Annotated in this window: 15 protein-coding genes and 1 pseudogene; 13 read left to right on the top strand and 3 right to left on the bottom strand. The window is 55.0% G+C overall.

Annotated elements, in window-relative coordinates; genetic code table 11:
- The 13 genes and pseudogenes from ACPLUI_RS02715 to ACPLUI_RS02655 all read left to right on the top strand — a co-directional run.
- Positions 1-195, top strand: a pseudogene (locus ACPLUI_RS02715) (stage II sporulation protein SpoIID); the annotation flags it as partial.
- Positions 196-217: 22 nt separating this feature from the next.
- Complete coding sequence (gene queA / locus ACPLUI_RS02710; RefSeq protein ID WP_424658737.1) at positions 218-1243, top strand: tRNA preQ1(34) S-adenosylmethionine ribosyltransferase-isomerase QueA; 1026 nt, start codon at positions 218-220, stop codon at positions 1241-1243.
- Positions 1244-1259: 16 nt separating this feature from the next.
- Positions 1260-2375, top strand: coding sequence for a tRNA guanosine(34) transglycosylase Tgt (tgt, locus tag ACPLUI_RS02705; protein WP_424658736.1), 1116 nt, complete (start codon positions 1260-1262; stop codon positions 2373-2375).
- A gap of 77 nt (positions 2376-2452) precedes the next feature.
- A complete protein-coding gene (gene yajC / locus ACPLUI_RS02700) occupies positions 2453-2740 on the top strand; it encodes a preprotein translocase subunit YajC (protein WP_424658735.1) in 288 nt (95 codons plus the stop codon).
- Between the two features lie 129 nt (positions 2741-2869).
- Positions 2870-3529, top strand: coding sequence for an HD domain-containing protein (locus tag ACPLUI_RS02695; RefSeq protein ID WP_424658734.1), 660 nt, complete (start codon positions 2870-2872; stop codon positions 3527-3529).
- A gap of 21 nt (positions 3530-3550) precedes the next feature.
- Positions 3551-4798, top strand: a complete 1248-nt coding sequence (secD, locus tag ACPLUI_RS02690) for a protein translocase subunit SecD (RefSeq protein WP_424658733.1) — start codon at positions 3551-3553, stop codon at positions 4796-4798.
- Positions 4799-4814: 16 nt separating this feature from the next.
- On the top strand, positions 4815-5690 hold the full coding sequence (gene secF, locus ACPLUI_RS02685; RefSeq protein ID WP_424658732.1) for a protein translocase subunit SecF: 876 nt from the start codon (positions 4815-4817) through the stop codon (positions 5688-5690).
- A gap of 136 nt (positions 5691-5826) precedes the next feature.
- A complete protein-coding gene (locus ACPLUI_RS02680) occupies positions 5827-6132 on the top strand; it encodes a DUF5665 domain-containing protein (protein WP_424658731.1) in 306 nt (101 codons plus the stop codon).
- A 55-nt stretch (positions 6133-6187) separates the two neighbouring features.
- A complete protein-coding gene (locus tag ACPLUI_RS02675; protein ID WP_424658730.1) occupies positions 6188-6913 on the top strand; it encodes a TraR/DksA C4-type zinc finger protein in 726 nt (241 codons plus the stop codon).
- Between the two features lie 176 nt (positions 6914-7089).
- The gene (locus ACPLUI_RS02670) at positions 7090-8085 is read left to right on the top strand and encodes a cation diffusion facilitator family transporter (RefSeq protein ID WP_424658738.1); all 996 of its coding nucleotides are present in this window, start codon (positions 7090-7092) and stop codon (positions 8083-8085) included.
- A gap of 192 nt (positions 8086-8277) precedes the next feature.
- Positions 8278-9000, top strand: coding sequence for a sigma-70 family RNA polymerase sigma factor (locus ACPLUI_RS02665; RefSeq protein ID WP_424658729.1), 723 nt, complete (start codon positions 8278-8280; stop codon positions 8998-9000).
- A gap of 5 nt (positions 9001-9005) precedes the next feature.
- Positions 9006-10211 carry an anti-sigma factor domain-containing protein gene (locus tag ACPLUI_RS02660; RefSeq protein ID WP_424658728.1) on the top strand — a complete coding sequence of 402 codons (1206 nt, stop codon included), beginning with the start codon at positions 9006-9008 and terminating at the stop codon, positions 10209-10211.
- Positions 10212-10234: 23 nt separating this feature from the next.
- Complete coding sequence (locus ACPLUI_RS02655) at positions 10235-10765, top strand: CBS domain-containing protein (RefSeq protein ID WP_424658727.1); 531 nt, start codon at positions 10235-10237, stop codon at positions 10763-10765.
- An 80-nt stretch (positions 10766-10845) separates the two neighbouring features.
- On the opposite strand, the gene ACPLUI_RS02650 is transcribed toward ACPLUI_RS02655, so the two are convergent.
- From ACPLUI_RS02650 to ACPLUI_RS02640, 3 genes are all read right to left on the bottom strand, one after another.
- Positions 10846-12267, bottom strand: a complete 1422-nt coding sequence (locus ACPLUI_RS02650) for an SLC13 family permease (protein WP_424658726.1) — start codon at positions 12265-12267, stop codon at positions 10846-10848.
- A 2-nt stretch (positions 12268-12269) separates the two neighbouring features.
- Positions 12270-12827, bottom strand: a complete 558-nt coding sequence (locus ACPLUI_RS02645; protein WP_424658725.1) for a transferase — start codon at positions 12825-12827, stop codon at positions 12270-12272.
- Positions 12828-12949: 122 nt separating this feature from the next.
- On the bottom strand, positions 12950-13615 hold a 666-nt coding region (locus ACPLUI_RS02640; protein WP_424658724.1), incomplete at its 5' end, for an SLC13 family permease.

Genomic DNA, 13615 nt, shown 5'->3' with positions numbered 1-13615 from the left:
GTGGTAACCGGCCAGGGCCAGCAGAGTAATGGCTCCCGTTTATTACAGGTTACTTTCCGCGGTAACGGTTGGGGTCACGGCCTGGGTATGTCCCAGTACGGAGCGCTTGGCATGGCTTCCCGGGGTTATAATTACCAGGAAATCTTGAAATACTATTATTCAGGTGTCCAGATAGTTCCTGATTATGGAACCTGAGCTGGGTGATGGTTTTTTGGTTATGCAGTTAAGTGATTTTGACTACTATCTACCTCCGGAATTAATAGCCCAGGATCCCGCTCCCCGCCGGGACGAGTCCCGCTTGATGGTGCTGTTCAGGCACGATGGTCACATGGAACACCGGTTGTTCCGGGACATCGTGGAATACCTTTCCCCGGGGGATGTGCTGGTGATTAACGAGACCCGGGTTATTCCGGCCCGGTTGACGGGTTATAAAGTTCCGGGTGGGTCGGAAGTTGAAGTTCTCCTCCTGAGGCCGCTGGACGAGCGTCGGTGGGAAGCACTGGTAAGGCCGGGGCGGCGGTTGAAGCCGGGTACTCGCCTGGTCTTTGGCGGCGGCCTGGCTGAAGGGTTGATAGAGGATGTTACTGCTGCGGGCGGCCGGGTGATTGCCTTTACTTCGGCCCTGCCCTTCGAGGAGGTACTGTCCCGGCTGGGCAGGATGCCCCTGCCTCCTTACATAAAAAAATATCCTGAAGATCCCGAGCGTTACCAGACGGTTTATGCCCGGCAGGAGGGGTCCGCCGCGGCTCCTACTGCCGGGTTGCATTTTACCAATGAATTGCTCGAGAGAATTGAAGCCGGAGGCGTACGGCTGGTGCGGGTGTTACTGCACGTGGGACTGGGTACCTTCCGGCCGGTCAGGGTCCAGGATATCACCCGCCACGAGATGCATGCCGAATACTACGAGGTTACTGAAGAAGCCGCCCGGGAGATAAACACGGCACGCGCCCGGGGCGGGCGGGTGGTGGCCGTGGGTACGACCACCACCCGGTGTCTTGAAACGGTGGCTGACGCCGACGGGCAAATCCAGCCCGGGACGGGGTGGACGGATATCTTCATTTATCCCGGCTACCGTTTTAAGGCGGTGGATGCCCTGGTGACCAACTTTCACCTGCCGAAGTCTACCCTCTTAATGATGGTCAGCGCTTTTGCAGGGCGGGAAAAGATTTTACACGCCTACCGCACGGCGGTGGAAATGCGCTACCGCTTCTTCAGTTTCGGCGACGCCATGCTGATTATTTAGAGAGGTAGAGAGAGACGTGACCGTCTGTTTTTCCATTGTCAAGGAAGATGCACGCACTGGAGCCCGGGCGGGGGTGCTCCACACCCTCCGGGGGGACGTGGAAACGCCGGTGTTTATGCCCGTAGGTACCCAGGCTACGGTGAAAACCATGACGCCCGGCGAAGTGTGGGATCTGGGTGGAAGGCTGATCTTGAGCAACACCTATCACCTGTACCTGCGCCCCGGTGCCGATCTGATTCAAGAGGCCGGGGGGCTTCACCGGTTCATGGGCTGGCACGGGCCCATTCTCACCGACAGCGGGGGGTTTCAGGTTTTCAGCCTGGCGTCTTTGTGCCGCATTGCAGAGGAGGGTGTCTGGTTTCGTTCTCATATAGACGGTAGCGAACACTTTTTGAGCCCGGAAAAGGCGGTGGCGGTTCAGGAAGCCCTGGGTTCGGACATCGCCATGGCTTTTGACCAGTGTGCCCCCTATCCCTGCACTTACGAGGAAGCGAGGGAAGCCATGGAACGGACCAGCCGCTGGGCTCTGCGTTGTAAGGAAGCCCGGCGGCGTGGAGACCAGGCCCTTTTTGGGATCGTCCAGGGAGGGGTGCACCGGGACCTGCGGGAAAAAAGTGTAAAGGATCTGGTGGAGCTGGACCTTCCCGGTTATGGCATCGGGGGTCTGAGTGTGGGAGAGCCTAAAGAGCTCATGTATCAGGTTCTGGATTATACGGTCCCCCTCCTACCCCGGGCGAAACCACGTTATTTGATGGGTGTGGGGTCGCCTGACTGCCTGCTGGAAGGGGTGGCCCGCGGGGTGGATATGTTTGATTGTGTTTTGCCCACCCGTATTGCCCGCAATGGGACCGTTTTTACCCGGGATGGGAAACTGGTGGTCCGCAACGCTGCGTACGCCCGGGATTTTCGCCCCCTGGACCCGGAATGCGATTGTTATGCCTGCCGGCACTTCACCCGGGCATATATCCGCCACCTGCTCAAGGCTAATGAGGTGCTGGGTATCCGCCTCACCACCATCCATAACCTGCATTTTATTCTCGAGTTGATGAGAAATATGCGCCGGGCTATCTTGGAAGGTAATTTCTGCGAGTATAAAGAGGCCTTTCTGGCCCGCTGGAACAAAAATAATTAAATTTTTCTTTCCGGTTTAAAAAGGGAATTGCTTTTCCGGCACGAATATTAAACTGTCAGGGAGAAAGGAGGTTTTGCATGAACCAGCAGGTCGTTTCGTTGCTCTACATTGTAGCCCTGTTTGCACTGCTTTATTTCCTGCTCATACGCCCCCAGCAGCAACGGCAGAAAAAGCACGCGGAAATGATCCGTAACCTGAAGGTGAACGACCCCATAGTGACGATTGGTGGTATCTGTGGTACCATAGTCAAGATAAAGGATGAGACCCTGGTGGTGCGGGTGGCGGATAATGTGCGGATTGAGATCCTGAAAAATGCTGTTGCCCAGGTAAGACCGCGGGAGGAGGAAGAGGGGAAGGAAAAATAACCCTGGTTTCCCGGAAGAGTAGGTCGCTCCTACTCTTTTTCTCCGTTAGCAGGCTATTGGTTAAAAATACCTGGCGGTTAAAATAGATATTTTTTAAGGGTTCTTCATAGTTAAGGAGATGGGCAGTCTTTGATCACCCTGGAAGACATCAAGAACAATCCAATCGTTGACAGCTTCATCCGCAAAGGCAACGAGTACCTGGGAGTAATGGGTTTTACCGAGCATAGCTACAGGCATTTAAACCTGGTGAGCAGTATTGCCCGCAACATTCTGGAGCGGCTGGGCTACCCCAAAAGGGAAGCCGAACTGGCCGCCATTGCCGGTTACCTGCATGACATCGGAAATGTGGTGAGCAGGAACGAACACGGCATTTCTGGTGCGGTGCTGGCTTTTTCCATTTTGAACAGCATGGGCATGCACCCCGATGAAATAGCGACGGTTATCTCGGCTATTGCCAACCATGAGGAGCAGTATGGTCAGCCGGTGAACAATGTCGCGGCGGCTCTCATAGTGGCTGATAAGTCCGACGTCCACCGTTCCCGGGTACGCAACCAGGATTTTGCCACTTTTGATATACACGACCGGGTGAACTATGCCGTGGAGCATGCCTTTATCTGGGTGGACAGGGATAAGCGGACCATTACCATGGACCTTACCATTGACATCAATATCTGCCCGGTTATGGAGTATTTTGAGATCTTTCTCACCCGGATGACTCTTTGCCGGCGGGCAGCCAACTTCTTGCAGTGTGTTTTTGAATTAATCATTAACGGTTCCAGGTTGCTCTAGTGAGTGGAGAGGGGTTTTGCCATGAAGTGGAACAAGATTATGATGCTGGTATGCATTGTGGTGGTTGTGGCCCTGGCTACGGTGGCCGCGGTGGCGCCGGTCTGCCAGAAAAGTCCCTATTTGGGGAAATACCTGCCTCTGGTTAAGGATATCACCCTGGGACTGGACCTGCAGGGCGGGGTTCATGTGGTTCTTGAGGCCAGGGACACCCCCGAAGCGAAGGTCACGCCCGATACAATGAAGCAGCTGATGGCTGTAATTCAACGCCGCATTGACCAGTTCGGCGTGGCGGAGCCGGTTATACAGCAGCAGGGGCGGAACCGGTTGATTGTGGAAATTGCAGGCAGGGTAGACCCTGAGGAAGCTGTGCGTTCCATGGTCAAAACGGCCTACCTGGAATTTAAAACCATGGACGGTAAAACTGTGGTCACGGGTGCCGACTTGAAGGATGCCATTGAATCAAAGGACCCGGCTACGGGGCAGATCAAGGTCGACCTTACTTTTAATGCCGCAGGGGCCAGGAAGTTTGCCGATGCAACTAGAGCTAACGTGGGTAAACCCATTGCTATCATTCTGGATGGGCGGGTACTGCAAACTCCCGTCGTTCAGGAACCCATTCCCAACGGGAAGGCTCAGATTACCGGTTACCAGTCTCTGGAAGAAGCCCACAACATTGCCATCCTGCTCCGCTCCGGTGCCCTTCCGGTAAAGGTGGAGGTGGCGGAAAAGCGAGCTGTGGGGCCGGCCCTGGGGTCCGATTCCCTGGCCAAATCCAAACATGCCGGACTGGTGGGTGTGCTGGCCATCTTGATCTTCATGCTCATGTACTACCGCCTGCCGGGGCTGGTCGCCGACTTTGCCCTGCTGATATACGCCCTGATTGTGCTGGCTATTTACGTGGGGCTCCATGTGACCATGACCCTGCCGGGTATCGCCGCCTTCCTGCTGTCGCTGGGTATTGCTGTTGATGCCAACGTAATTATCTTTGAGCGCTTGAAGGAAGAGCTCCGCACCGGAAAGAGTCTGCGCTCGTCTATTGATGCCGGGTTCAAACGGGCCTTCACTGCTATTTTCGATTCCAACGCCACAACCCTTATCGCCGCCGTGGTGCTGTATTTCTTCGGGACGGGACCCATCCGGGGTTTTGCCATTACCCTGGGTGTTGGTATTGTGGCCAGCATGTTTACGGCCATTTCCGTGACCCGCTGGCTGTTGCATCTGATAGCGGCAAGTGGCCTGGTCAAAAACGCGAAAGCTTACGGGGCATAGGGGGGTATAGAAGGACATGCATTTCATCAAACTGCGGAAAATATGGTATGCCATATCCATTGCGGTTATTCTGCCCGGATTGATCTCCCTTATGCTTCAGGGGTTGAATCTAGGCATCGATTTTACCGGCGGCAATTTGATGGAGGTCCGGTTTGACAGGCCGGTGCCGGTGGAAAAGGTGCGGCAGGTGATGGTCGCCCAGGGATTGGAGGTCAGCCGGGGTATTCAGAAAAGCGGTGATTCCAATTACATCATCCGTACACGGCATTTGAGTCAGGATGAGTCGGACAGGCTGATAGCGGCTCTTTCCAAGCTGGGCCGGTGTACTGTATTGCGCAACGAGTCGGTGGGTCCGACCATTGGCCGGGAGTTGACTACCAAAGCGATCCTGGCCCTGCTGGTTGCTTCCGTGCTCATGGTTATTTACATCTCGATGCGCTTTGAATTCAAGCAGGGCATTGCAGCCATTATTGCGCTCCTGCACGATACCCTGGTCGTTACCGGTATTTTTTCACTTTTCCGGATTGAGGTGGACAGTAGCTTTGTGGCAGCTCTTTTGACGATTATCGGTTACTCCATAAACGACACCATAGTGATTTTCGACCGCATCAGGGAGAACATGCTGACCCGCAAGAAGGGGGAAAGCCTGGAAGACGTGGTCAACGCCAGCCTGTGGCAGACTCTGACCCGGTCCATCAACACGGTCTTAACGGTGATTTTCGTGCTGGTTGCCCTTTACTTCCTGGGGGGCAGTACCATCCGCAATTTCGTCCTGGCCATGCTAATTGGCGTGGTCAGCGGTGCCTATTCCTCCATCTTTAATGCCAGCCCCCTGTGGGTGGATTTCAAGCTTATGGAAAAGCGGGCCAGGTCGAAGGGTGCCCGTGCGTAGCGTGGAGAATGCAGCTGCCTGCATGAAAGTAAGATTGCTGGTAAGCAGTGGTGGCAAAATGCCACCGCTTTTTTGTTTAGCATTGAACGCACGGGGAAAATTAAAATTAAACCATGCTCGCGGGAGGCTGGTCCCGGTGGATGAAAGGGAAAGGCACATTCTGGAAGCCCTGCGGGACAAGATAACAGAACTATCCATTAACATGGAAAAAATGAAACTGGCCGAGTACGTTCAGCTTTTAGAACAGCCAGGGCGGTTGCTCTATGTTAATTTTCTTTCCGGACTTGCCAGGGGTGTGGGGATAGCAGTCGGTTTTGCCCTGCTGGGGGCCGTCCTGGTTGTTATCCTGCAGCGGTTGGTGATGCTCAACCTGCCGGTGATCGGCGGCTTCATTGCCGAGATTGTGACCATTGTCCAGAGCCGGCTGGGTGCACCTCCCTAAGGGAAGCACTGCCTGCATGTACGGTCCCATGCCAAATGAACAGGAGGATTTGCTCGTGGATGAACAACAACTGGCAGCCGTACGAAGGCGCCTGGAAGAGGAAAAACAAAGGCAGCTGGAGTTTATAAAAAGCATTAACGAGGGTGGGCTGGCCACTTCCATGGCCGATTCCATTGGGGAATTATCCCTTTACGACAACAATCCTGGTGACATCGGCACGGAATTGTTCGAGCGCAGCAAGGATTTTGCCTTACGGGAAGATGCCAAGATAAAGATCCGTGCCATCGATGAAGCACTGGCTAAGCTTGACCGGGGCACTTACGGTACCTGTGACATCTGCGGGGGGACCATTGACCCCGAAAGGTTGGAGGCAATTCCCTATACAACTGTTTGTTATCGCTGCCGCTTCGAGGATGAAAAACGTCCGGTCAGCTCCTACCGTCCTATTGAGGAAGAAGTCATCAAGGACCTGTATGATACCGGCTTTGATGAGGATATTGATAGTGTTATGTATGACCTGGAAGATTCCTGGCAGGAAGTGGCCCGTTACTTTGAACATGCCGAACAGGCTGAAGCCGGCGCTTACTACGGCTCCAATGAACTGGCCGAAGAGGACCGGGGGTACGTGGAAGAAGTGGAAAACATACCGTACGAAATAGGGGATGACGGTGTGATCTACGAGAACCGGCGGGGCTTTGACGATGAAAGCGTACCTTCCGAACGGATTGATGTGGGCATCGAACACAGCAAAAGAGAGGATGATAGTTCACCGTACGGCTAAAGTCCGGGTGTTTGGTGAACGTTTAGAGGCGGGGAAACAAGCTTGTCTCCGATTGCCCTGTAAAGAAGCGCTGTGCTATACTATCGATATACAACCGGAACGGGCCGGTAAGCTGTCCCTTTTAAGGTACGGCTTCATCTCCTGATGCGTGGCCGGGCCTCTTTATAGTGGGTGTGGTGGGCTTGGACGAGAAAATAAAAGTAGCCAGGTTCTCGGTAATTTCAAACGCCTTGCTGACGGGTGGGAAACTGGCCGTGGGTCTGGCCATGAATTCCGTGGGCGTTATTTCCGAAGCGATGCATTCAGGCCTTGACCTTATGGCGGCCCTGATTGCCTACGCCTCGGTACGCCAGTCCGCCTGTCCGGCGGATGAAGAGCATGCCTACGGCCACGGGAAGTTTGAGAACGTATCTGCCATCATAGAAGCGCTGCTTATTATCGCCGCTGGAGTCATGATCGTGTGGCAGTCCGTTCCCAAACTCCTGGGGGCCCGTGTAGTGCATCACCTGGGCCTTGGTATGGTGGTCATGGGGGCCTCGGCCGCAACTAACCTGGTCATCTCCGGCCTTTTGATGCGCACCGCCCGCCGTACCGGCTCTCCAGCTCTGGAAGCCGATGCCTGGCACCTGCGCACCGATGTTTATACGTCCGTAGGGGTATTTGTGGCTATGGTGGCTATTCAATTGACGGGCTGGTATATTCTGGATCCCATCATCGCCCTGGTCGTTTCTCTATTTATTTTCAAGGCTGCGTATGACCTCCTGCGGGATTCCTGGGGCAGTCTTGTTGATGCCCGCCTCTCTGATGAGGAAGAAGATTTGATCCGCCGTGTTTTAGCGGACTATGCGGGAGAGTTTGTGCAGTTCCACAACCTGCGTACCCGCAGGGCCGGGCCCGACCGCCATATTGATTTGCACCTGGTGGTTCCGGGTTATCGTCCCATTGCTCAGGTCCACCAGCTCTGTGACGCCATCGAAGACGATATTCGCAGGCAGCTGGCTGGAGCCAACGTACTTATCCATACCGAACCCTGTCGTCCCGGTTCCGACGACTGTCGTGTCTGCCGGGTGCACATCTCTCACACACCCTCCGGTGAACGAAATTGTGAAGACTGCCGCGCCTGTGCGCTTGATAACGGTGAGGCAGTGCCTGATGCTGGTGAGGGTGGTTGAAAAGATTTAAGCAGGAAAAAAACAGACGGAATCGAATGAGCAAAGGGGTGGAGGAAAAATCCTCACCCCTTTTGTAATTAACTTACAGCTTACATGCTCCCCCAAAAAAAGCTTGAACTGCGTAGTAATAAGTAATAGCTTTGTTGGTAGACCGGGGGTGGCATAACGGAGGGCTGAAGGATGGTGCAGCCGGTGGAAGACTTAGATCATCTCCTCGCTCTGGCCAGGGCGGGGGATGAGGCAGCCCGGGAAAAATTGCTGGCCGGGTGCCGGCCTTTTATTGCCCGGGTAACGGCCGGGCTCTGCCGCCGGCAACTGGAGTGGGGCTTTGACGATGAGCTCAGCGTGGCCTTCATAACTTTTAATGAAGCCATTGATCGTTACCAGGAAGACCGTAAGGTCCCCTTTCTGGCTTTTGCCCGCCTCATGATTAAGAGCCGCATCACTGATTACCTGCGCAAAGAGGCGAGGGCATCTGTCCATGTGGCCGGTTCATTTGACAGTGAGCAGGAGGACCTGTCCGGGAGCCCCTTTGAATCCTCGCTGGCCTGGCAGGATTATCTTGCCAGAGAGGCAACGCGGGAAAGGGAGGAAGAGATCAGGGATTATGCCAGGCTCCTCGCCGAATTTGAGATCTCTTTTTCTGAACTGGTACGCTGTGCACCCAGACATCAGGACACGCGGTGCGTTTTGCTGGAAGTCTCGCGTTGCCTGGCAGCTGAAGATTTCTTATTTGAACAACTGACCAGGACGAAAAAATTGCCTTTAAAAGAACTTTCCCTGCTTACCGGTGTGCACCGCAAAACGCTGGAGCGGGGACGTAAGTATATCATCGCCATGGCCCTTTTATGGCGTCATTGCCAGGAATTTTTATACCTCTGTCATTATTTGAAAGCCAGCGGTAGAGGAGATTGAAGGCAATGGTTACGGGGATCGTAGTGGAGATAAAGACCAAAACATGTATCATCCTGACCCCGGACGCCCGGTTCCAGGAAATCCCCCTGCCTGCCGGTGGAGTACGTCTGGGTGAAGAGATCTGCTATGTCCCTCGCAGGCACTCAATGTTCCGGCAGCTTGTATTGACTGCTGCGTGTCTTTTGATTTTCCTGGGGGCAGGTCTTCTATACCATGGCTGGTCGGCCCGGGCAGTGGCGTTTGTCTCCATGGACATCAACCCGAGTGTGGAAATGAGCGTGGACCGGCGGGAATTCGTGTGTGAGGCTAAAGCTCTGAATGCCGACGGGGAAATCCTGCTGTCCCGGGCTGGAATTCTTGGCCGTCCTGTGGAAGAGGCCATTAACACATTGCTTGCCAGGGCTGTACAATCAGGGTATCTCCTCCCGTTTCAAGAAAACGTCGTTCTCACTGCAGTTACCACGAAACATGGGCAGGAGGCGGAATTGCAGGCCGGGAAGATATACCGGACTATCGTCAAATCCCTTCAATCAACAGGAGTGCCGGCCGAGGTTGTGGTGGAAACCGCTACGCCTGAAATCCGCCGGCAGGCCATGAAGCTCGGCCTGTCCACGGGACGTTATTTACTGCATGTGGAGGGGAGGAAAAAGGGGCTGGATATCGGTCTGGAAGAATTGAAGCGGGAAAGCATGGCCAGCCTGGAGAAAAAGAAGGGTATGGTGATCGGGGAAGTGCTGGGCAAGCACGGCTGTGCCGGCCGGGTGGTTCTGCCCGGAGCTGTTTCCCGACCCGGTTCTGAAACCAGGAGTCTTCATCGCTCACCTGGTTTGGCGAATACAAAAGGTCTGGAACGGGTCTCCATAACGGAAGATAAAGCCCCTCGCGTGCACCCCGGTGCCGGTACCCCGGTACAAAAAAGAAGTCTTCCTGTTAAATATGCGGTACCTGACGAGGCCCGGGAACAGCCCGGACCGCACACCACCCGGGTAGTTCCTCCGCCTGGCTATGATCAGGAACATCACGACAAGGGACAAGGTGATAAAAGGCTCGAGGAACGTGAGGACCGGGAACCTCGCAATAGCGCCCCTCCCGGCCTCCCGCTTTTCACCCCGGACACTGACAAAATTCGCAATCAGGCTACTGACAGAAAAACGGAGTTGAAAGAAGATGCCGGAAGAGGTAATATCAAAAATAAGTTAATAAAAAGTTAAAAGGTGCCAGGCACCTCGAGGGGGTGACCAGGTCGCTTAAACGGGAAAAATGTGTGGAGGAGTTAATGGTTCTGGTGGACGCCTGCAGGACTATCCCTGCGGATAGCATTGTGCAGGATGTCCTTTGCCTGCTGAAAAGAGTTGTCCTGCAGTCACGGGCAGGAGCCATTCCACCCCTGGTGGTGCTGGAAGCAGACGTTCCCGCTGGATTGTTGAAAGTTGACCACCTGCTGGCCCTGGCCCACCTGCCCCTGCTCTGTAAGGAGTCCCTTGCCGGCTGGTCAATATCTTTTCCTTCAGAAGAACCCCCTTCCTACAACGGCCTGTTTACCTTACGTGCCCGGGAAATGGCCGGGAAAAAAGTTCGTGAGGTAATGCATCCCTTCCCCGTATCGCTAAAACCACGGGATTCGCTGAGCCGTGCGGCCTACCTCATGACCCGTACCGGTTTTGAAATCCTGCCGGTGGAGGAGGACAACCGGGTACTGGGTCTTTTGCGTGACAAGGAACTGTTTCTCGAATTGAGCAGGATCGTAACGGAGGTTAAGAAATAAAAAAAACCGCCGTTAAAGGCGGGTATGGTATGATTGGCGGGTATTTTTCTGTAGTTTGCGGTCCGTGGCTGCTTATACTTTTACACCTCGTTGTACCGGGACTTCATTTTTTCGGCTGCGGCCCGGTCTTGCGAGCGGTAGAGGTATCTGTTTATAAGTCTGGTAAGGAGTCCCAGCACGACTGCGACCGCCAGGGTTCCCCCCAGGGATATCAGACCGTGGTAGTGGTGCCAGAAGAGCAGGTAAACCATGGAAACCACGATGGACATGAGCATTAACGGGAAGGCCACCTTCATATAGCCCAGGAAGGAAATGAAGAGGCCTCTCTTTTCCGCCATGCCGATGACCACCACGTTGGCCGAGGCACCAATGACCGTACCGTTGCCACCCAGGCAGGCCCCCAGCGACAGCGCCCACCACAGCAGGTCCAGGTTCGTCATGCCACCCAGGCGCCCCATGTCGTGAATGAGGGGGATCATGGTGGCCACGAAGGGTATGTTGTCCACAAAAGCCGAGGCCAGGGCGGAGATCCACAGGATGAGCATTCCCGCGGGGATCAGCTTACCGTGGGTGACCCCGAGGGAGAAGCGGGCCACCGCCTCGATGACCCCCACCTTTTCCAGCGCTCCCACCACCACGAAGAGGCCGACGAAGAAAAAGATGACCGGCCATTCCACCGCGTGCAGGGCGTGTTCGGGGTCTTCACGGCTTATCAGCAGCAGCAGGCTGGCCCCGGAAAGGGCGATTACGCTGGACTCCAGGTGCAGGTACTGGTGCAGGACAAATCCGGCAATGGTGAGGAACAGTACCAGCAGGCACTTCTTCAACAGAACGGGGTCTTTGATTTCGTCCTTCTCATTTAAAGTCATGATTTTCTCCTGCAGTTCGGGACGGGCCACCAGCTGACGGCGGTAGATCAGGCTGAGGCATAAGACGGTCAAGATGTAAATAACTATAATGACCGGCGTCAGGTTGATCACGAAATCCATGAATCCCAGGTGGGTCTGGCTGCCGATCATGATGTTGGGCGGGTCGCCGATCAGGGTGGCCGTGCCGCCGATGTTGGAAGCGATAATTTCCGCAATGAGGAAGGGTACGGGGCTGATCTGCAGCTGGCCGGCGATGGCAAAGGTGACCGGCACGATCAGCAGCACCGTGGTCACGTTGTCCAGGAAAGCCGAAGTTACCGCCGTAACCAGGGAAAGGGCGGCCATGATGCGCAGGGGCTCGCCTTTTGATTGGCGGGCCGCCTTGATGGCCAGGTACTCGAAAACCCCCGTCTGGCGGGTAATCCCCACGATGATCATCATCCCCACCAGAAGACCGATGGTGTTGAAGTCAATGGCGTGTACCGCCTCTTCTGGTTTTAAAATCCCGGTTAGAACTACTATGGCAGCCCCGACCAGGGCAGCTACCGACCGGTGGATTTTTTCTGAAACAATCACGGCGTAGGTTAGCAAAAAGACCGCCGTGGCAACAATTACCTGGGTTTGCCCGGACAAAGTTAACCCCTCCTGTGAAGATTCAAATAGGCATCGCAGAGTTCCCGGTTGACTGAAAGTACTTCCCTGGCAAATTCGATCTGTTCCCGGGATACTTCCGGCAGGGCCGCCACCTGCTCTGGTGTGGTTACCACGGCCAGGGCGGGTATGTATTTGCCTTCGGGTATTTCCACACCATCGACCAGGGCACCGTGACCGACAAAACACCCCCGGCCCAGGCTGCTTTTTACTACCATGGCCCTGAACCCCACGAAGGTATCATCCCCTATTTCGCACGGCCCGTGGACGACCGCCCCGTGGGCCAGGCTGCACCTCTGACCTATAGATACACTGCCGCCTTTGAGACAATGGATGATCACTCCATCCTGGACATTTGTGTTTCCCCCAATCATAATGGGATAACCTTCGTCAGCCCGGATTACCACCAGAGGGTGTACCGAAACTCCATCTTTGATGACCACGTCACCAATGATAACCGCAGTCTCATGGATGAATGCACTCCCGCTCACCACGGGGGAACCACTGGATTTCCAGCTTACTGCCGGTGCCTGCTGTAACACTCCCTGGTATTCCTCCTTTGACTGAAGCGGGCCAGCCGTGTGCGTGCTGCTGGCCCGCTTCCAGCATAATTCTTACCAGTTTTGATTTTATTTTACCCCAGCTGGCTTTATTTTACCAGGCCTTACTTGAGCAGTGCCGGTACCCCCAGGACTGGCCAGACAATCAGGGCGAAGACGGCCAGCAGGGCAAGGGCGATGATACTGGCCGGGATGCCGGTAACGAAGAATTCACCTGCAGTGAACTGTTTGGATTCGTAGGCGATGGCGTTGGGTGCCGCCCCCACCAGCAGGCAGAAGGGCAATCCCGCCGCGGCCAGGCTGGTCCACAGGATGAGTTCCGGGTTTACCCCAAGGTATCTTGCGATGATCAGGGCTACGGGCAGGGTGATGGCAATGGCGGCTACATTCATGATGAAGTTGGTCATTACCATCACCAGGAAGAAGATGGCCAGCACGAAGACCAGCCAGGGAGCATTCTTAAACATGGCCAGCCAGTGCACGGCTATCCACTGGGCGGCTCCGGTTTGCCACAGGCAATAGCCGATGGACATGGCTCCGCCGAATAAAAGGACGATATTCCAGGGAATACGCTTTTCCAGGTCTTCCACCGTAAATATACGGGTCAGGAAGAACAACAGCCCCAGCGTGAGCATGATGGCGCTCTTGTTCAGGCTTTTGAGGGCCGGTACGAAGTTTTGCGAGGCTAAAAGAGCCACCACAACCGCTACGGCTGCGCCTACAAAGATTTCCTGTCTGCTCAGGGGCCCCAGGCTGGCGGAAAGCTCCTT

This window comes from Desulfofundulus sp., assembly GCF_049701015.1.
GTDB lineage: Bacteria > Bacillota > Desulfotomaculia > Desulfotomaculales > Desulfovirgulaceae > Desulfofundulus.
Note: the sequence above shows the minus strand (reverse complement) of the source record. Positions and strands in the feature narration are given on the sequence as shown.

Bases quoted from the DNA above. Each gene is read 5' to 3' on its own strand.
- queA (WP_424658737.1), top strand. From the start codon at position 218: ATGCAGTTAAGTGATTTTGACTACTATCTACCTCCGGAATTAATAGCC.
- yajC (WP_424658735.1), top strand. From the start codon at position 2,453: ATGAACCAGCAGGTCGTTTCGTTGCTCTACATTGTAGCCCTGTTTGCA.
- secD (WP_424658733.1), top strand. From the start codon at position 3,551: ATGAAGTGGAACAAGATTATGATGCTGGTATGCATTGTGGTGGTTGTG.
- secF (WP_424658732.1), top strand. From the start codon at position 4,815: ATGCATTTCATCAAACTGCGGAAAATATGGTATGCCATATCCATTGCG.
- ACPLUI_RS02660 (WP_424658728.1), top strand. From the start codon at position 9,006: ATGGTTACGGGGATCGTAGTGGAGATAAAGACCAAAACATGTATCATC.